Raw genomic sequence first — 20,052 nt, forward strand, 5'->3', positions numbered from 1 at the left:
GAGTAAGGGAATAAAAAGCAATTACTTCGTCGATTGGGAGAAGATGACCCGGTCACGCTGGCGAGTCACGCGGATGGATAAAAGCTCTTCTAAGGCATTCAGTAGTTCGTCAACATTGGTCACATCGTAGGTGCCCGATACCTGCCGTTGAGCCAGCGACGATTCCTTTATTTCGACCTTCAATCCAAAATCGTCCTGAATCATTCGGCCGATCTCGGTTAATGGGGTATCATTGAAGACATACTTCTGATTTTTCCAGGCGCTGAAATCGTTAGGCTGGGCTACGTTCGTTAGCTCTAGGGCTTGTTTATGGTCATTGAGTGTCACCTTTTGTCCGGGTGCCATCGTCAGCGTTTTATCGGCCTGTCGACTAGCTTGGTAGTGAAGCTTTACTTTCCCACGCATCAATACGACCCGGGTCGCTCGCTGGCGGGCTAGTACGACGAACTCCGTCCCCAATACTTCGACATCAAGCTTCCGATTCGTATGAACCACAAACTTCTGGTTATTAAGTAGATGCGTTACATTGAACTCGGCCTCACCCGTCAAAAAAACGTTTCGTTGAGACTCGTTGCTTAGCCATCCAAATCTGGACAGACGTAGTGTTGAATTTGCATTTAGAACCACCTTGCTACCGTCGGGTAGGGTAAGTCGTTGGACTTGTCCGTGCTCGGTAGCGTAGGTTTTGTATAAAATAGGCTCACGAAACAGCCAACCACTTAATATGAATACAGACACACAGGCTGCGGCTAGCCAACTGATCGGGAGCCGATTTAACAATGGTCTGACAGGGCTCCCCTGCGGATTGGTTGATACACTCGGAGGAGTGTTTTCTAATCGACTTCGAAAGCGATCCAGACCAGCTGTTATATTGGCTACGTACTGAGGATGAGTGGTTTCCCATTCAATCAGGGTTTCGTAATAGACGGATCGGTTATGAGGGTCTTCTAACCAATCTTCGATGAGTTTACGCTGGAGAGCCGTTACCCTTCCGGCGTGATAATCAAATAAAAGAGCTTTAGTGACAGGAGCCATTTCTAAGAGAATTTGCGTTTTTAGCGTTGAGGGTTATAAATCAGAATCCAACTAAACTGACCATCAATACCCAGATCCACATGGGACGAAGCGCCTGGCGAAGGAGCGATAGGGCTTTGCTCATGTGCGTTTCTACCGTTTTTACACTGATCCCGAGTTCACTGGCAATCTCCTGGTATTTCCGGCCTTCAAACCGGCTTAGTATAAATACACGCTTTGTTTGCTGGGGAAGCTGATCAATGGTTTGTTCAATGCGTTGATACAGCTCATCGTACTGAACAATCTCCGACGGGGAGGGCTGTTGGTCAGTAATGTTGACCGAATCGACGGCTGTTCCGCGTCGGGACTTGCTGAGTTCCCACCGCACATAATCGTAGGCCCGGTAGCGGACCGCCTGCATCAGATACGCTTTGTAGGAGATGGTAACCGTCTTGTACGATTCTTCTTTGTAGAACTGATAGAAGACTTCGGAAACAATATCTTCGGCCGCTTCTTTTGAATAGACAAACCGACTGGCGTGACTGCATAACGCGACGTAATATTTTCGGAATAAGACTTCACAAGCTTCCCACGGATTGGTTTCCAATACTTGTCGAAGTGGCCAGTCTGGATCATTTTCCAGACTCGTAGAACCAGTTGGCCTGAGTGGGCGAATAGGGTTGTCAGACTTATCCAATAGCTGAAATAAAGGCTGGGGCATAGGCAATACTGGCTCGTAATTACGATCTATTAATCCCAAGTCGAGTTTCCCCTAAAATACCCTGAGTTAATATGTGATTTTTTTCATAAAAATTTTACACGGACCAGAAAACCTTATAGGGAAGCCAGGAATACTGTCCACGATAAGCAGCCAAAGTGGACAGTTTTAGACAATAGATAAGTCTGTGTGTAGGAGCTATCTTAGAAGAGCCAAATGGGGGCAGCGTTATTTTTAGAAACCTTTGTTGCTCGGATGGTAGCTTTGCTGATATCGGTTTCTTTAACCAATAATACACTCAACCAGCGCGAGATGAATATTCTCAAATAAGGCTCTTTTCGAGATACACTTGCAAAATGCCTTTCCAGGCATTTTGTTATCTGTTCTGTCCAAATACATACGAGCGTATGCATGTGTACAAAATAGACAAATGAAGCATCCACCGTCGCTCTTTCTGAGCATTTGTTGAGAATAAGGGAAACACTTTTATTTGCTGTTCAATCCAGTTAATAGCCTACCAGGGAGGTAACTCATTATTTACTTGGTAGGCGTCAACTATTTCTGTAGCTTACATTCCTAGGCTTGGCTTCGTGAGGGTTATTCAGTGATACACCCTTCTAGGCCAGATGAGGCCTGTTCACTTCTACCCGTATGACCTGCCAGACTTGCGGCCATCTCAATCAGGAAAACTTTTGTCCCAACTGTGGGGAAAAACGCTTCGATCCCCATAGTTTAACCCTCAGCCATGTCTCGGAAGAAATCCTGGAGGGCTTTACCCATGCGGATCATACACTGCTGAGAACTCTAAAGACTTTACTGTTTCGACCCGGTCAGCTCACGGCCGAGTATGTAGTCGGCCGACGCGTTATTTACATGAAGCCCCTGGGCCTTTTTTTAGTGGTTAACCTGGTGTTCTTTCTGCTGGCAAGCTACAATGCCTTCAATCAGCCACTGAGTAGCTTTCTGAACTACGCCAATTATACCGCTTTTGGGACCAAACAGGCCCTGCAGCGTGCCCTGGATCATGCCCACCAGACGCTGGACACCTATCAGCCCCTCTTCGATGCGTCGATGAAAGCTAGTTCCAAAGCCTATCTAATAGTTCTCATACCGCTATACACGTTAATTTTTGGTGTATTGATGTGGTCGGCTCGACGGACATGGATTGAGCATCTGATTTTCTCAACCCACTTTCTGAGTTTTGTCTTGATCTTCTTTTTACTCCAGCAGTTATTGGTCGTTATGCCCCTCATCGGATTAATTGGCCTTCACCAATGGGAAGTGCGGGGCGATTTGATCGTAAGCCTGGTAGGCTTGGCTTTTGTCGGCTTTTATCTGGCTCGTGGCTTTAGGCGATTTTATGGCACAGGTCCAGTTTGGTCCGCATTCGCTGCCCTCCTTAGTACGATTCTTTTTACGGGTGTGGTTATGGCGTATCGGCTTCTTCTGTTTTACAAGATCGTTTGGCTGAGCCATTAACCATGCCGGTAGTGGCCATTGGCGTCGCCAATTTACTTGTCAATTCAACGGAAACCGATGTTGTCTGGCCATCTCAATAATCACCCCTTTTACGGTACACTAGTTTTCTATAAATCAGCCGTTCTTTCCCTCTTGCCAAGCTAAGTAGTGGTAAACCTTGATTCGTTACGACTATGAGCTTGTCCGAATCAATGGAATAGGCGCATTGGGTAGGGTATTGCCTACTTCTACAAACAGCTTCATCAGTGGTTGATTGACGTAATAATTACTACGCCCGATTTTCTGTTTATGCACAAAGCCCTGCTCGGTCAATAAGTCCAGATAGCGGGTGGCTGTCAGGCGCGTTACGTGCAAATCGTCCATCAGAAAATCAATCTTGGTGTACGGGTGTCGAAACAAGTTGTTGAGCAAGTCCTGACTATAGAGCTTGGGCAGCCGTTGCCGCAGCATATGCTTATACTGTTGCATCAGATCACGAATAGTCTGTACCAGCACAATCGTTTGCCGGGCCGTTTGTTCTACCCCATCCAGCATATACAGTACCCAGCCTTCCCAGTCCTGTTGCTCGCGTACGGCCTGTAGTCGCTCGTAGTATCCGCTCTTATGCTGAATAATATAGCGGCTCATGTAGAGGATCGGCAAATGAAGCAACTCTTGCTGTACTAAATACAGCATGTTAATGATCCGGCCCGTACGCCCGTTGCCGTCGTAGAAGGGATGGATGCTTTCAAACTGGTAATGCACGACGGCCATTTTTACCAGGGGGTCGGCATCAAGCACCGTATCGTCGTTGATAAACCGTTCGAGGTTTGCCATCAGGCTTTCAATCTGACCAGCTTCCTGCGGGGGCGTATACACCACCTCTCCAGTTTGTCCATTGCGGAGCGTAGTGCCAGGTAAACGTCGAAAGCCAGCATTATTCTGCTCTAATTCTTGCTGAATAGCGATGATGTGTCGTAGGGTAAGAAGCTTTTGTTGCCGCACCAAGGCAAATCCTTTTTTTAGGGCACTGGCGTAGCGTTGTACTTCTTTGGTTGCCGGACTGGCAGAGGTATCTGTAAAGAGTTCTGCTCTAAACAGATCGTCATGCGTAGTGATAATGTTTTCAACCGCCGAGGAATCTTTGGCTTCCTGTAGGGCTAGGGTATTGATCAGGATCGATTCATTGGGAATCGTAGCCGCCACACCTTTGAGCTCTGCCAGATACCGATGTGCGGCAGCTACTTTGCGTAGCACCAGGCGGGTTTCTAGATCAACCTTGGGTGGTAGAGGCGTTAAAACGAATGCCATAAGAACAATAGCAATGATAGGGCACTGAGTACTTATGCATAAAAAGTGGGGTTTTTCTATGCACATTGTGTGCAATATATATAGAAAATGCCACTTTTCTATATATATTCTATTCACTGCGCTTGAGTGAATCTTGTAGAATAGTTGTCGATGTTGCCCTTAAGATATTCAATCATCCTAGGCCGTTTCCGCTCGACTTAAGCTTTATATGCGCATAGAAGTACGTTACAAAATTGATCTCGTAGTCAATGTGCGTTTTGGTATAATCAATCCAATCATCGGATACGTATAATCTCAAGTAGGAGCATTTTACGAGATTGTACAGTCGGTGGTTGCTTGCTACAAATTCTAATAATTCGCCCCAGACGAAGCGCACAACAACCAGTTCAGCCGCTCAGCAGTGCGGTACTTACCGGCTGTTTGTACCCGCAATCAACGGTTTACGGCTTGACGATGGTGGGTGTTTTAGAAAGCTGTCTGCGAACAAACCTACTACTGCCAATTTAACTACCAATCCTGAATAAAGAACTTTTAATCTCACCTCGCCAAGCCAATGATAACGGCGATCGATTTTTACTTATGTCGCGATAAAGTGGCTAATAACTCGTCCAGGTTTTTCATGGCCATAGCCGTTTCTTCCTGGAAGCCCATTACAAGCATCTTCTCCGATAGGTGATCATGAGTCAGCAGTTCACAAAGATTAGACTACACTGACCTAGCATACTACTCTTTAGCCAAGCTTAAAAATTAAATCCAAAATGAAATCCCGGTTCTCCGACGATGAATTTAGACCATTTATCATCCAACTGTTTAAATCCATCTGGTAATTCTGTGTGATAAGCACGCTGGGTAATTGCAATGGATGTTTGAATAAAAAATCTGTCCTTAAAAAGTTTGATGTGATAACCTATACGGTAAGTATTGAAAATCTGAAATCCATTGTCAATTTTTTTGCCGTCATCATTCACAAAAATTTGCCAGGTAGGCATTACATTAAGTTCGGCATATAAACCTTTCCACAAAAATCGTTGGTAAGCCACTGATAGGCCGTACTCACGAACGTATCCCGGAAATTTTTCTTCCTGCTTTCCGTATGATTTGTTAAAAATTGGGTGAATACCATTCGGCCAAGCATACTTCCAAGTTTTTGGTTCTAATGTGATTACATCTTTTCCTGTAATACGATACCCAAAATTGAGTTGAGCGAAGTTGGGGGGATTTGTAGTAGCCAAATTGCCCAATAAAAATATAGTACTGCCAACAAACCACCGATTGTACGTACTGTCTTGCTTTTTATATTGTGCACTCACCTGCAAACTACTTGTCAATACTACGCCAAGTCCAATCCATAAAATTTTCTTTTGCATATCTGTTTTAATTGGTATTAAACGATAAGGCAAAAGTAGATTGAGGGATTACCCAATCTCGTTCACTTAAGTTAAGAAAGAATTTACTGTTTACTTTTTTCAAGAGTTCTGGCTTTTAGTCTGCTTGAGATTTACACCTAAGAAACTTGCCAAGAATTTGACTGCCTTTGGGTATTGGTTTAGGAAACCTCCTGAAGTTACAAAACTTCAGGAGGTCCATATTTAATTCAAACAACTGCTTTCATCTAGTCATTGTAGTTTTAAAACTTAAATCCAAAATCAAGTCCAGGTTGAATAAAGTAGTTATTCCATTTTTGTTCCACTGCTTTAAATGATTCTGGAACATTAGTTCTTACAGGCCAATAACTAATGCCAATAGCTGGTTCAAAAAAGAATCGGTCTTTAAAAAACTTAAACTGGTAACCTAAATAGAAGTCCAGATATAACGTATATCCATTACCAATCTTTTTATTGTTCTCGTCCATATATTTTTCAAACACATTCAATGCATAAACGGATGTGTAGGCTCCTTTCCACCAAAACCGCTGATAGCCTACTGTAGGTGCCAGAATGCGTGCATGTCCAGGATAGTTTAGTCCCGGTGCATCAAATGATGGTCCAAAAGGGATACCTAGTGGCCAGGAATAAATAGATCTTTTAAATCTAAAGGAAACGACATCTTTCGGGGTTATCCTGTATCCAACATTTAATTGTACGTACTCAGGTCGATTTGGATCATCGGGAATAAAATTTCCTAACATATAGAATGAACTCCCAACGAACCAACGTCTATACGAACTGTCTGTTTTAGCGTGTTGTGCTTTGAGTTGGAACGTACCTGTCAGTAATAAGACCAAACCGATGAAGAAAATCTTCTTTTGCATTTCTTTTGCTGTTACGTGAAACGATACGGCAAAAGTGGGTCGGCGAAATGCCGTAACTCGTTCACTTTAGTTAAGAAATGAACCTTACCCCTTATCTTTCTCTGTAATTCTGGCTCTTAATCTGCTTAATGACTGGGGTTTGATACCTAAATAGCTCGCTAACTGATGCTGAGGCACACGCTGAAGTAGGTCCGGTCTTTTTTGGATTAAGTTCAGGTAGCGTTGCTCAGGGGAAGAATTCTTAAACTCGTCAAAGTCTATTCGCTGTTTAGCTAACAATTCTTCTGCCAGTAGTTTACACATTATGTCAAACTTTGGAAATTTACTGTTTATTTCTACTTCCATTTCAGCATTGGAAACTAAAAGAATACTGTCTTCTACACAACTTACATAATAGTCGGAGGGAGTTTTGCTGGTCACACAAGGAGGTGTCAATGCGTCCATTTCGGTGTAGAAAGCAGTCGTTTTTTCATCACCCTCTACCACATAATAGGTCCGAATACAGCCCTTTAGAACAAAGTAGCTTTCGTTCGATCGTTGTCCTGCCTTGAGTAAAGTCGTCCCTTTCTTTAGGGAGAAGAATATGTCCAACGAAACGATTACGTTCTTCTCTTCTTCGGTCAGCGAAATGTATTTTGAGATAAAGTCAAATAGAATATTCTTCATTGATTTGTTGTTATTCGTGTCGTTTGCTACACTTGCCACTACCAAAGCACGATCCGATTTTACGCCGAAGCGCGAACGGGTGGCCCGTGCGGCTCAAACGCAGTGTCGACTGAAGCCTGGAAATGCAAACCAAACTTGCTTAACTGAGACGTTTGGCTTGTATGCCGAAACGGGGCATACAAGCAATTTCCTGGACTCTTCACCAACCTATTATTGCAGGCAAGTTACTAAATCAAAAACTGCTCTAACATAATGAGGAATAGTTGATTGATCAAGAAAAGGCTAATCGTAGACGTAATAGTAATCCAGCGATTTATGAGATTCAGCAACGGCTAGTTTCAATGTTACTCAGCTTATTTGCTATTTCTTCTTGAGCATATCCTGGATCAGCTCTTCAAGCCGGGCCACTTTGACTTGCTGCTCTTCCAACTCAGTAACTCTCGCGTTTAAGGCCTGATTCGTTCGCTCTTGCTCGATACTGTATAAAGGGGTAGTTAACACATTTAGGGTATATCCGCCACGTAACGACTATAGCTACTTAAATATCAAATAGTTACCAAAAGTTATTCCTTATATTGAGGCAGATGCTATCAAATCCTAGCTCGGTAGTTTCAACCAAGCGTATTTTCTCGCTATTTATTCCGTAAAAACCCTTGTTTTAGGGGGTGTCCTTGAAAGAATCCACCCGGGGGCACTACATTAGTTCAACTTGTCAAAACTCTATCAAGCCATGCGATCTTCTCTGCTCTTTGTTGCCCCTTTTTTTGCTCTGCTCCTTGGCCTGGGTGCCTGCGGCTCAAAGGATTCTCCCCCTCCGGTTGAAAACCCCATTACCCAGTACCTGGATGCCGACACTACCCTCAAACGGGCTGCTTATGGTCCAAATGCAATTGAGTTTGGCCTTGTGTTTAGTGCTACGGTCGACGGAAAACTAACGGAAGTGGGTTGCGAAATGCCCGATCCCGGTTCGTACCGGGTTAGTGTCTGGGACAACCAGACCAAGGCACTACTGCGGCAGAAAACCATTGAGCAGTCGTCGCCCGGAAAACTAACGATGAGCAGCATCGACGCCCTTGCCCTAACGGCCAATAAAAAATACATCATAAGTATCAATAGCCAGTCGGGGGGAGTGAACAGGAAGTATCATTCCGTGATAAAAAAGGCAGGGGGCGAATTTATTCCCTTTACGAAAGGGAGTATTCTGGTGTATAACACCAGTTACCGGACTACCGCGATGGCCGTTTTTCCCGATGAAATCAATAACCTCAAGCAAGTCGTGTACGGCTATCCAGAATTCACGTTTGTAAAAGACTAAACCCGTTGAAAGCGTTAAAGGCAGTACGACGGGGTCGCTGACACAGTTGGGTATATCCGCCATCAAAGCATGTTAACAGGCTATGCACTAGGATCTTGCCGAAAAATGTATGCATTTAACGTTCGTATTCAACAGTTAAAAATTTTGCTGTTTATGGACGTGTAAAAGCATCATAATTATATGCCTTTAAGGCCAAAAATACCCTTCAAGGCAAACCCATTGCGAAAGGCATCTTTGGAAGTGAAATTGAGTCGTTTTGTAAGCCATTTAGCCAAAAGGGTGAAATTCCCCTTAAGTACAGATAGTTAAATCTGTATAACCATTTGATTGTTAGTTAATTATAGGCTTTACGTGGCGGATATACCCTAAATGTGTTAACTACCCCACTCTAGAACCTGGCGACTCGATTGACTTACCGCCTAACAGTTTGCATACATTTACCAATGCAGGGGATGGGCCTTGCCGCTGGCTGAACGTACATAGCCCGAAGGGGTTTTTAACCTTTTTTGAAACGTTTGGCGTAGATTCTAATCAGGAAGATGCCTTCCAGAAATCGGTGGATGGCCAGCTCATTGCCGATGTCCTGCGGCAAGCAGCCAGTTATGATATGCATATTCAACTTCCCCAGTAGCCCTGATCGGCTAACGTCAGCTCCACGCTGCTTTTTTTCTAACCTCGTTCCCAAAAACCACTGATTCGCATGAAACGTATTCTTTTCCTCCTAACAACGATTTTGGTCTTGTCAATCGCGGGCAAGCCTGTTCAGGCACAACCAGAAACACTTACCTCCACTTTTTCTGCTAAATTAACCACGAATGGGAGCTGGACAGGCTTTTGGACCTGGGATCCGGCGAAACGGGTATGGTATTGGACGTGGGTTTGGATACCCTCTTCGCCTTATTCGGGTTACTCCGTCGGCTAGCCCTCTTCGCTCCTCCTTCCCCCTCAGGCCCCTGCTCTCTATACGGGCAGAAGCTTGAGGGGGAAGCATTCCCGAATAACAGGTTGCCTTTCGGCACCCCTACTTTGGACCTGTAACCGGTAGCCATCGTCAAACCAGCAAGAAGTTAATTCGGCTGGGTGTTCCAGCGATTGGCCCATAGATCAGTATGTCTGGCTGGTCGACAGCTATGCTTTATCGAAAACTAGTTCACTTAACAAGTCATGGACATGGACACGAATCGATTGCTCACCGAATTACAAGCTAGACATGACTTCCCAGCCGGGCAATTTCCTCAATTTCTGGCCTTATTTGACCCCCTTTATATCCAGAAAAACCAAATCGTTTTTCTAGCGGGCGACATCGTGTCCTACGCCTATTTTATTGTTAAAGGCTGCCTGCGCCAGTATTATGTCAACGCCGAGGGTGTTGAGAACACCATCTATTTTGCCGAAGAAGGCGGGTGGACTGGGGAAATGAGCAGTTTTATCCACCGGGTACCCACCACCATGAACTTACAGGCCCTGGAAGATTCCCAGGCCCTGGTGCTTACACGAACTAACTGGGAACTGGCTACCCGAACCTTTCCTGATTATGCCCTCTACCAGATTAAAAACCGGGCGCGGAACATTACCCGCTTGAAGGAGCAGATTGGCCACGCTCAAACCGATACCCCCGATCAGAAGTACCGCCGGTTGCTGACCGAAAAGCCGCATCTCCTCCAGCGATTGGCCCAGTACCAGATCGCTAACTATCTGGGCGTAACCCCGGAAACCTATAGTCGCATCCGAAAACGGAATACGCCCCTCTAATACAATCTTGATTTAAATCAAGATTTGTGCGCTTAGCCCCTGCTTACTTTGCGAGCGTACTTTTTACCAACTCAATACCATGCAACATACCGAAATCATCCGGCTAGGTGCCGGTCTGGAAATCCATATCCTGCTGGATACCCTCGATACCAACCGACAGTTTACCCTCTTCAAGGTCATTGTGGAGCCAGCCGCCAAAGTGCCCGCTGCCCACTATCATGATCAGTTTGATGAGACTATTTACGGACTCAAAGGCCTGCTGACGCTGACAATAGATGGCAAAACCATCGAGCTGGCGCCGGGGGAATGTTGTTTTGTTCCCAAAGGAGCAGTCCATCGTTTTGAGAATAAGACTGCCGAGTCGGTCGAGCTGCTGGCGTACGCTCAGTCGGGTGTATTTGGAGCTACCTATTTTCGGGAACTGGCGGAAGTGATCAATGTGGGCGGTCCCCCGGATGCAGGTAAGCTGAAAGCCATCATGCTCAGTTATGGTTTAGTGCCCGTGTCAGGCTAATTGCTTGTCGCCTATTCACCAGTTCTGATTAAGATGATGGGCAGAACTAAAGCTTTAGAATGGTCCAGGCCTGGACCTGACAACACCCGTGATCACTAGCTTGCAAAGCCGACTGCCCTAATCCGGGTCTGGTTTCCCAGGTCGGCTTATCGTCCATTCCTAAGGGATGGACCGGGACAAGTATCCAGGGGTTGATTGATCCCTATAGCCCAAGTCCGTTAACCCGCAAGGTAGTGCTGGTATCCAATGCGACCGATGCGCACCTGGTTTCCAGTGACATTACCCGTGCCGGTCGATTCTCAGTATCAGAACGCCACAATTACCAAACTCTTTACTGCCAACGCCCTGCAGAACAATTGACTCAATTTATACTATGAATTCATTCCGTCGTTCACCCAATCCGACTGCCAACATGCCCAATCGATCCTTCCTCAATGTAGAACCGTTCGTATATACACACGAGGGTCCCGAAGGCATTGAAGGTAAGCTTCGAATTTTACCAGTAAATCATAGCCGTGCCTTACGAACCGGACTCGACCTATTGACTCAGCGACCGCTTGCCCTGTTAGGCATTAGTCCCGGTAATGGCTTCTTTAACCAAAAGCGAATCGAAATCGGCATTTGTGGCATGGCTCACCTATTTGGGGAAGTCACTATTGTGATTCCAGACTCAATTGCCACGCATACCTTTAGGGCACTGGGATACGGTGAGGAGAAAGTTCGAGCTAAAGCAAGGACGGAAGGCCAGAAGATTAGGAATCGATGCCTACGCGCTGTTGAACGCGCTCAGCTGTTAAATCCGTCGGCCAGGCTGCGAATTCTTGACTGGGAAAGTGACATTGCTTCACTACCAGGCTATTGGAATGCCTACGCCCAGGTTTGTAAGCTCTTTGATACCAATAATCAATTCCAGCAAGATGTACTCGACAAGGGTTTCTCCTTGCTCCGGGGGAAACTTAGTGCAGACGCTATCACACCCGCTACGGTTCGCGAATGCGTCGAGTATCTCCTGAAAGAGTTTGCCTACTTCAAGCTTTGTCGTGTGGCCTGCGGTCGTGATCTGATTATGCCCTATCATCAAGACGCTGCTTTAGCCCATGGTTTTTGTGATGGTCGCTATCAGGAGCCACTGCCGGGTGTGGGTTGGCTGATTTATGACATCGAACTCTTCGGCGAATCGGAGTAACTGGGTTTGCTGCAACCGAGCCAATGGTTAGTCACGCTTGAGTAGCCATTCAGGCAATCCTGTTGTACTTACACAATTAATTCAATCCAGGTACCTTATCGAATTTTGAGTTTTATTCAAACTAATCTTATATGCAAACCGAACTAACCAAGGAGTACGAAAACTGGGATTTCAGCGCCCGCCAACAAAGCCAGTTGAATTGGTACGCTGAAACGGATGCCCCTACTGGTATTCCAGTCATTGACCTGGCCATCCTGCGCGGTGCCGCTGGGTCGGCCCAACGGCAACAAGCTTTAGACGCCTTGCGCGGAGCCATCACAGAATCCGGCTTTTTTTATGTGAAAAATTTTGGTATTTCTGAAGATGAGATTGAGGTTATTTCAAACGCCACTCGTAGTTTCTTTGGCCAACCCGAGGAGTACAAGCAAGCCTTCAATCGGTATAAGCAAATCCGGGGCTATACCGGCTACCGATTTGAGAGCACTGCCAGATTATTCGGCACCGGCCAGGGAAAAGACCTGTGTATGAAATATACGATGGGTCCCGAATTGTCGCCCGAAGAAGTGTTAGAGCGCATAACGTCGGAGGAGGATATTGCCTCAAACGCCTACTCACCTAATATCTTCCCCGACGCCGAATTTAGAAGGATCTGGGTTCATTATTACCAACGGGTACATCACACCTCTCTCGAGTTGCTGGAGGCCATGGGGGAGGCACTGAATCTTTCTGCTGAGAGCCGAAGTGTGCTGAGTGAGGCGCTTATCGAAAAAAGTTGCGGAGAGCTCAGATTTTTCCAATATCCGGATGTGCCCCTTCATGCGTGTGCTGATGTACCAGGAAATGGTATTGATCGAATGGCGGCCCATTTTGATATTGATGTTATTACCCTGCTACATCAAACTCCCTCTGAAAATGGGTTTATCAGTCTGGAAGCTAAGATTGGGGAAGACTTCGTTAAAATACCGGCAATCCGCGGTACACTGATAGTCAATCTGGGTGAAGTGATCCGATTGCTGACGGGCAACCTCATTAAGGCAACGGTCCATCGGGTAGTGCGCCCGCCCCAGCGTCAGCATTTAGGAAGTGCTCGGGACGTTATAGTCTTTTTTCAGGCCCCTCCCCTCAATGCACGGCTGCGGCCCATCTGGGTTGAAGAGGGTGTTGTTGGGCGGGATACAATCTTCGATGAGCTTTATCAGCAGGCCGGCGAGCTTGGCTATGTAACCTTCGCTAAACTACGCTCCCGCATGTTCGCCGAATTTATTCAACATATGGAGGTAGCTGACGCCAGACATGAGGCTGATGCCCATCTGTTTTCGGAAATAAAGTAGGGACTACGTCACTTAATACGAAACAAGGAATCTATCAACTGGTGGTGCGGCAGGTGGAAATCTCCAAGAGCCCAAAAAACAACCACTTTCAGTTCAAAGAGCCGGTTTTACCCTGAAGTAGCTTAACAAAATCTCGTCAAACAATACTAGTATTTTGTAAGAATATTCCTTTAGAGATACAAATTGTATTAACGGGCGTCGTAGAACTAGTTAAAATTAGCGGAGTGAACTAGTTTCTATTGACAAAGAGTAATTCCGATCTCCAACAAAGGACATGGGCAACGTTTTATAGTATTCGTAGTACCGACCGCTAAATTTAATTTGTAGTCCATTTTGTTGATATTTAGCATCCAACGAACAGAGATCCCCCACAGCATGGGAATCCATGCTGTGGGGGATCTCTGATTACATACTTAATCTGAGTTGAATCATAGTAAACAGTGCCATTTACATTATCCACTCGTTTCACGAATGCCCCTCCATCGGTGCAATCGGCTGGGATATTCTTTTCACAACCAGAAAGCGAAACGAGTAGCCAAAATGTAAGTAAGAAGTAGAAGTGCTTCATAAGGGCTGTTGTTTCACACTCACGACACTTTTCAACAACTTAGGTTTGGAATTGCTGTTAAATTTGGAGCAGACAAATACTACTCGTCTCAGTTGAGAGCCTTTTGTTAGAGTGCTTGGTTTAAAAAAACGAGGATGGCTGTTGCACAACTCTTTTGTGGGCCGGTGAGCTCCTAAACATATCATTAACCTACTATTAGCATGGTGTTTTAAAACCCAAGAGTGGCTGATTAGGAGCTGAAATTGTTGATTTTCTTTCTGAATGAGAGTTGTGCAACAGCCACGAGGGATTTGTGAGATTAGAGTTATTACTTTTCCAGACAAATGTTACTTAGATTTTTGTCAAGTAAAAGGTAGCATGTACAGATTTTTCTTTCTGTGTTTTTCATTCATCATTGAATTATATCTAGATTGACAACTTTAACCATTGATACATTTTGAAAGCTTTCCTCGAATCGCCCTAAAAACTTTATTTCAAGTTCGGCTACTAACTGGTTGTTGGCAATCTTAATACCTTGGATGGATAAAACATCAACAGGTACATGTGAGTCGTTGATGTATACCGAATTATCATTAAAATCAGGCTCGGGATTAACAGGAAGCATTATCTTGTGCCCGATCATGCCCTTATATAAGTACATTTCGTCTATGGTCCTGTACAATAAACTAAGTGTAGATGAGGGCTGAAAACTCCAAAATATAGAAAGATGCAATTCTGCCGATTGCTCGTTTCCGCTTGTATCTACGTAATTAATATCTTTAAAGTAAATACTTGCCCGAAACCCATCCATAGGCTTTCCGTCCTTTGCTGATCTTATTGTATCAGCCCTAACAATCCCTTCTTTAAAAATTACTTTACGTTCAAAATCTAAAATTACTGGCATTTGCTGTAGTGAATGGAATCTAGAACGCCGACAGTTTACTTTTCAATCGGCGTTCTAGATTAGTGGTGTTTTTAAAAGCTAATAATTAACTATGAGCAGCCTACTTCTCTTTATTCAATGGTTATTTTGTGCCTCATTTCTTTTAAGAGTTTCCTTTTCTGGTTCCTACGGGGCAAATTACCGGCTCCCCGCTACCCGGTGAGCAAACAGGTCTTAGTTTCTTATCGTAACTATACCCACAACTGTATGACAGTTGTCAGAGAGGATTTAGTTCGTCTAAAAATTCAGGCAATCAGTGATTTGCCAGAAGGAAAGGCATCTCACTTTTGGGAGCGTTTGATGAGATTTTTCTAATGGAATAAATTTATGTTGAATCCTTTTGAAACGCTTGGAATCTTCATTTTTTAAATCCAAGAAACTGGACATGGGTGCTGTTGGTCAACTCTTAGTTTCTCCCCAGCTCACAAATCGGAAAGGCTGCCCTGCCTAAAGTCCATCCCTGAAAAACAGCCAACAAAACACGCTCTACTTATGATTAAGTAGCTTCAGGGCAAAGTTCAGCTCGGTGTCCACACCATGAATCAGCTCCTCGATTGACGGCTCAATCCAATAATCAGGAATGACCCCTCTACCTTTGGTATACGTTACGGCATTAACCGTTTTGGTTAAAGGCACATCAATACGTATATACGTATTGGGCAAGGTTAATTTCGTAAAAGACCTCGCCGTGGGGCCTTCCATTGCCCCACCGGTTTCCTCGCCAATAAAGACCGCCCGCTGATTCGACTTTATAAAACTACAGACAACCGCAGCCATGGAGCCCGAAGCCCCGTTAGCCAGCACCGTCAATTGTCCATTGAAATAGTTCGCTTTAGGTAACTGCTCCAGTAAGAGGGGTGTCCATTGGCGGTAGTATTCTGGCTTGGGTCGATAGCTGCCGGATGCCGTTTTATAAACGGTCGAATCCGCTACATAGAGTTTTTCCCCGTTCTCTAAATACGTACTTACCGGGGGAAGGCCGACATATTTTTTCTCAATGTAATCAAAGTGCCGGTAGGGATTTTTTAATAAGTAAGCAATCAGTTCCTCCCCCGTAGTGTCTCCTCCCTCGTTATTTCGTAGATCCAAAATCAGGTGAGGTATGTTTTTAACCTTGAGCTCATTAAAAATCGCTTGATACAGCGAATCAAAGTTTTGCTTAAACCGTCGTCTGTGCCAGCCTAGAAACGAACTAATCTTTAGATATGCTACATCTTCTTTCAAATACGTAAACGTAAGTGGTTTTTCTAGAACCTGCCTCTGTTGATAAAATGTTCGATACTCGTCTTTGCTCAGACCAGCTACAACTACGGTTTGTTTGGTTGAGGGCTGGTCCGGCAAAATGTACTCCAGACGGAATGATGTGGCTTCTTCGACAAAAATGGGATACAGTATATCAAACAGATTCTCTTCTTGAGTGGTCGAGTAATCCTCCAGGTGACGAATCTTAAATGTTTGAATATAGCCATCGGCCGGGATAGCAGGCAGTAACCGATTTAAAATCTCTTCCATGAGCCGGCCGTTAATCGAAATAAGCTCGGAACCCGCTTTAATGGGTGATGGGATGCTAGCACTCTTAACAATATAAAACCGCCGATTAATAATCTTGAAGGTAAAGGGGAAACTTTTAACCTTGTTGACAAACTGATTCTTGAAATAGTCAGGCGAAGGTTTAGCAATCAGATGCTCATCGTTTAGACGCGCACAGCAGAGCGCAATTATTTTATAAAATTCAGTTTCGTCCATCGGCCTATTGAGTAAGGAAAATTGCTGGTTCAGATACGTATTGATGGTAACCGAATCGGCATAGCGATATAAACTAGGATACGTAGTTTCCAGGGTTTTTCTAAAAATCAAGAAGTCTTCTTGTAAAGCCTTAGGCAGATATTGTTTGGGGGTAGTATCATCCACGACCACCTTTGTTTGGGCTAGCGTGCTAATGGACAATGCCAGTAGAATAAATAGGCAGGGAAATTTAACCCCAGCCAAGAAAACGGATTTCATGATTAGTACAAGTAAGTTCAGTAGTAAATGGATTAAAATCGAGCAGGAAACTGACTTACCTCTAAAAGGTTACCGAATAAATTGGCTTCGGAGGCTACGGATTGAGCTGCGGTGACCGGTCGGAATGTCCCGGCGGGGAACCGCGTACTACCGCCAGAGCGAGACCAATGGACAGACATTAAAACCAGCGTTTGTTGAGATTGATCGTCATTTACAAGCAAAGGAGATTGAGGGTCGAAGAAAGACTAACTTTGCACCAGCCAACAAATAGTCCATCAAAGAGACTACGTTTACCCGTATGTAGGGCTGAACTACATAGCTTTTGGCTCAATATGTCCGGCCTTTGGCTCACATGAACGTTGAGCATCACCTACTTTTATGAACTGATTTAACTAGATCATGTCCACCGCTCCGTCTACTCAACAAGTCGTTTTTATTGTACCACCTCTTGTCCACGTGTTGGATCTGGCAGGACCCGTACAGTTATTTTACGAAGCCATCGAGTACGGAGCCCCCTACCAACTACGCTATTGCTCCTTCCAAAATCAGCTTATCAGTTCAGCGGGACTGGCTATAGGCCCAGTAGAATCCTTTACCCAACTGCAATTGCAGCCTAGCGATCTACTCGTTATCCCGGGCATGGAGATGGGTTATATCCGGTCGACTGCGCTAAAAACAGAGCAAGATTTCTTGACCTGGCTCCGTGAGCAACACCACCAGGGGATAATTATATGCTCCGTTTGTACGGGTGCCTTTTTAGTTGCTCAGGCTGGCCTACTGGATGGCCGAAAATGTACGACTCACTGGAAACGTTTGGCAGAGTTGCAAACGACGTACCCCCAAGTGATTACTCAGCAGGATCGATTGTTTATCCAAGACAGCGGAGTTTATACAAGTGCAGGCGTAACGGCGGGTATTGACATGGCACTGGCGATCTTGGAAGAGCGGCAGGGACCCTTATTTGTCTCGAAGATAGCCCGTGAATTGGTCGTCTATTTACGCCGTGGTCCCCACCATTCGCAAAAAAGCGTTTACCTCGATTATCGTAATCACATTAACGTGGCTGTTCACCAGGTTCAGGACTGGCTAATTACTAATCTGCAAACCAGGATCACCTTAGACGAGTTGGCCCAAGTGGCAGGTATGAGTACTCGCAACCTGACCCGAACGTTTCGAAAAGAAACAGGACTTTCCATTTGTGACTACACCACGCTGCTGCGTCTGGAGCGGGCGCGTACCCTACGACAAAATCCGGGCATGACCCTAGAGGCCATTGCCGGGCAATGTGGTTTTCAGGATGCACGTCAGCTGCGTCGAATCTGGCAGCAAGACGCATCTAAGAACAGTACCCATCACTTATCTAAACTCAATGAACAAATCGATGAAACCCGAATTAAGTAAGCCGAAGGTTTGCAACAACTATCGCAAGAGTCGGGGCTTTGGCTGTTGGTGGTATGTATGTTTGGTGATAGTATGTGCGCTTACTCCAGTTGAAGCGGCTTTTTCCTGCACCATATTTGTTCTGACAGATGCGAAACGAACCTTGTTTTTCAATAACGAGGATTACTCAAATCCAGCTACTCGTATCTGGTTTCAACCAGCCACCAAGGACTATTATGGCTGTGCCTATCTGGGATTCAATGACGGCTGGGCGCAGGGTGGCGTCAATCAGTACGGATTGGCTTTTGACTGGGTTGCTGGCGCAAATGAAGCGTACACGCCAGCCTCAAACTTGAAAAGTCTTCAAGGTAACGCGGCCGAGCGAATGCTTGAATCCTGTAGAACAGTAAACGACGCCATCACCTTTTACCAACGTTACGCAGAACCCGGATTTGCTTCCGCCAGCATGTTGATTGCCGATAAGACGGGGGCTTCGGTAATCATTAGTGCCCAAGATGAACAACTCCATTTTAACCAGTCTCATCAATCCAGAGGCTTCGGGTATGGTAACGAGTCGCTCAAAAAAATGCTTACCCCAACCCTTAGTCCATCGATCCAAAACGGATTACCCATTCTAAAAGCCTGTCGGCAGGAGGGTATATATGCCACTAAATATTCAAGTGTTTATGATCTAACCAAGGGCGATATCTCTTTGGTCTCGCTGACCGATAAGGGAGAAAGGGTAACCTTAAATTTACCCACAGAGCTAAAAAAAGGCGGTCATTATTATGACATTCCGGCTATTGGCCAGCAGCGCTTACTGCCGCTGATGCCGCTGGTTGCGGGCATGAACCGGTACTTGTGGGAAGGGTACGAACCTTTCCCGGCGGACGAGCCCGTCACGACCAACTTGGTGCAGGAGGTGATCAAGAAAACTCAGGCTGGTACGCTTCGCCCAGACGATTTTACGCCCGAGTTTTGGAAGGTACTGGCTCCGATCCAGAAGGATATACAATCCGATTTACGAAGGTTGGGGACTTTGTTATCTGTAAGACTTTTGGAGCGAAAGCAGTCATCGCGCTTATATCTGATGGATTATCAGAACGCCACGGTCCTTCAACGCTTTGAGCTTGATTCACTGAACCGTATTGCTTCGATCAAGTCGGAAGCTGCGGAAATGAAAGTGAGCGTCGCACGAGAGAAGTAGGAAATCCTGATCAGACAAGCAAGCGGTTTGTGTAGTGTTGGGCCTACCAGTAATTCTTGTGTGGCCATTGGTAAGAAGTAGAGCATCGCGTAGTCAAGCATGGGCTAGTTATGGTTCGACCTCCCCTACGTCAATGCTTCTGCACTTTTGGTTGTAAAGTAGGTGAACTGGCTGTGGTGACCTTTATCAGTTGACAGGTTGATGAATGTATGAGTCTTTTTAAACGCCCCATTTATGAAGCAGATACATAATAAAACCATCATATTACTTTGAGGGCGTCTAACAGACATTCTCTAACGGTTGGAATTACACAATGAGTAGGTCAGGGGAGACTGCTCGCTAAACTGTGTCACAGGTGAATGAAAGGAGTAAAACCTCTAACTTTCACTATCATGACTAACGAGTTCGATTTTGAAGCCTTTAAACAGGCAGCCATCAAAGGCCTTTATGAAGGC

The 20,052-nt window shown here is 45.2% G+C and carries 18 protein-coding genes; 10 read left to right on the forward strand and 8 right to left on the reverse strand.

Features of this window, described 5'->3' with window-relative positions; translation table 11 throughout:
- Nucleotides 1–21 precede the first annotated feature (21 nt).
- Both GJR95_RS32520 and GJR95_RS32525 read right to left on the reverse strand, forming a co-directional pair.
- On the reverse strand, nt 22–1,035 hold the full coding sequence (locus tag GJR95_RS32520; protein WP_162389827.1) for a FecR family protein: 1,014 nt from the start codon (nt 1,033–1,035) through the stop codon (nt 22–24).
- A gap of 40 nt (nt 1,036–1,075) precedes the next feature.
- Entirely contained in the window at nt 1,076–1,735 is a 660-nt protein-coding gene (locus tag GJR95_RS32525; protein WP_162389828.1) for an RNA polymerase sigma-70 factor, read from the reverse strand.
- Between the two features lie 648 nt (nt 1,736–2,383).
- On the opposite strand from GJR95_RS32525, the gene GJR95_RS32530 reads away from it, so the two are divergent.
- Nucleotides 2,384–3,211, forward strand: coding sequence for a DUF3667 domain-containing protein (locus GJR95_RS32530; RefSeq protein WP_162389829.1), 828 nt, complete (start codon nt 2,384–2,386; stop codon nt 3,209–3,211).
- Between the two features lie 171 nt (nt 3,212–3,382).
- Here GJR95_RS32530 and GJR95_RS32535 read toward each other — a convergent pair whose 3' ends face one another.
- The 4 genes from GJR95_RS32535 to GJR95_RS32550 all read right to left on the reverse strand — a co-directional run bounded on the left by GJR95_RS32535 (nt 3,383) and on the right by GJR95_RS32550 (nt 7,418).
- Nucleotides 3,383–4,501, reverse strand: a complete 1,119-nt coding sequence (locus tag GJR95_RS32535) for a Fic family protein (protein WP_162389830.1) — start codon at nt 4,499–4,501, stop codon at nt 3,383–3,385.
- Between the two features lie 740 nt (nt 4,502–5,241).
- Nucleotides 5,242–5,868: a hypothetical protein gene (locus GJR95_RS32540; protein ID WP_162391948.1), complete on the reverse strand. Its 627-nt coding sequence runs from the start codon at nt 5,866–5,868 to the stop codon at nt 5,242–5,244.
- Between the two features lie 260 nt (nt 5,869–6,128).
- Nucleotides 6,129–6,752: a hypothetical protein gene (locus GJR95_RS32545; RefSeq protein WP_162389831.1), complete on the reverse strand. Its 624-nt coding sequence runs from the start codon at nt 6,750–6,752 to the stop codon at nt 6,129–6,131.
- 84 nt (nt 6,753–6,836) lie between these two features.
- Nucleotides 6,837–7,418: a Crp/Fnr family transcriptional regulator gene (locus GJR95_RS32550; protein WP_162389832.1), complete on the reverse strand. Its 582-nt coding sequence runs from the start codon at nt 7,416–7,418 to the stop codon at nt 6,837–6,839.
- A gap of 730 nt (nt 7,419–8,148) precedes the next feature.
- Between GJR95_RS32550 and GJR95_RS32555 the strand changes: the two genes are divergently transcribed.
- From GJR95_RS32555 to GJR95_RS32585, 7 genes are all read left to right on the forward strand, one after another.
- Nucleotides 8,149–8,733, forward strand: a complete 585-nt coding sequence (locus GJR95_RS32555; RefSeq protein WP_162389833.1) for a DUF4082 domain-containing protein — start codon at nt 8,149–8,151, stop codon at nt 8,731–8,733.
- Between the two features lie 358 nt (nt 8,734–9,091).
- On the forward strand, nt 9,092–9,364 hold the full coding sequence (locus tag GJR95_RS32560) for a cupin domain-containing protein (protein WP_262889822.1): 273 nt from the start codon (nt 9,092–9,094) through the stop codon (nt 9,362–9,364).
- Nucleotides 9,365–9,433: 69 nt separating this feature from the next.
- Complete coding sequence (locus GJR95_RS32565; protein WP_162389834.1) at nt 9,434–9,655, forward strand: hypothetical protein; 222 nt, start codon at nt 9,434–9,436, stop codon at nt 9,653–9,655.
- 248 nt (nt 9,656–9,903) lie between these two features.
- The gene (locus tag GJR95_RS32570) at nt 9,904–10,485 is read left to right on the forward strand and encodes a Crp/Fnr family transcriptional regulator (RefSeq protein WP_162389835.1); all 582 of its coding nucleotides are present in this window, start codon (nt 9,904–9,906) and stop codon (nt 10,483–10,485) included.
- A 79-nt stretch (nt 10,486–10,564) separates the two neighbouring features.
- On the forward strand, nt 10,565–10,999 hold the full coding sequence (locus GJR95_RS32575) for a cupin domain-containing protein (protein ID WP_162389836.1): 435 nt from the start codon (nt 10,565–10,567) through the stop codon (nt 10,997–10,999).
- Nucleotides 11,000–11,372: 373 nt separating this feature from the next.
- The gene (locus GJR95_RS32580; RefSeq protein WP_162389837.1) at nt 11,373–12,185 is read left to right on the forward strand and encodes a tRNA-dependent cyclodipeptide synthase; all 813 of its coding nucleotides are present in this window, start codon (nt 11,373–11,375) and stop codon (nt 12,183–12,185) included.
- A gap of 131 nt (nt 12,186–12,316) precedes the next feature.
- Nucleotides 12,317–13,516 carry an isopenicillin N synthase family oxygenase gene (locus tag GJR95_RS32585; protein WP_162389838.1) on the forward strand — a complete coding sequence of 400 codons (1,200 nt, stop codon included), beginning with the start codon at nt 12,317–12,319 and terminating at the stop codon, nt 13,514–13,516.
- 959 nt (nt 13,517–14,475) lie between these two features.
- Here GJR95_RS32585 and GJR95_RS32590 read toward each other — a convergent pair.
- Nucleotides 14,476–14,967 (reverse strand): hypothetical protein, encoded by a 492-nt coding sequence (locus tag GJR95_RS32590; protein WP_162389839.1) that lies wholly within the window; start codon nt 14,965–14,967, stop codon nt 14,476–14,478.
- Between the two features lie 525 nt (nt 14,968–15,492).
- Complete coding sequence (locus tag GJR95_RS32595; RefSeq protein ID WP_162389840.1) at nt 15,493–17,010, reverse strand: S41 family peptidase; 1,518 nt, start codon at nt 17,008–17,010, stop codon at nt 15,493–15,495.
- A 399-nt stretch (nt 17,011–17,409) separates the two neighbouring features.
- Between GJR95_RS32595 and GJR95_RS32600 the strand changes: the two genes are divergently transcribed.
- Complete coding sequence (locus tag GJR95_RS32600) at nt 17,410–18,411, forward strand: GlxA family transcriptional regulator (protein ID WP_162389841.1); 1,002 nt, start codon at nt 17,410–17,412, stop codon at nt 18,409–18,411.
- A complete protein-coding gene (locus GJR95_RS32605; protein ID WP_162389842.1) occupies nt 18,380–19,597 on the forward strand; it encodes a carcinine hydrolase/isopenicillin-N N-acyltransferase family protein in 1,218 nt (405 codons plus the stop codon). Before GJR95_RS32600 ends, GJR95_RS32605 begins: the two co-directional genes overlap by 32 nt.
- Nucleotides 19,598–20,052: the final 455 nt, after the last annotated feature.

This window comes from Spirosoma endbachense, assembly GCF_010233585.1.
In the GTDB taxonomy this organism is placed as follows: Bacteria; Bacteroidota; Bacteroidia; order Cytophagales; family Spirosomataceae; genus Spirosoma; species Spirosoma endbachense.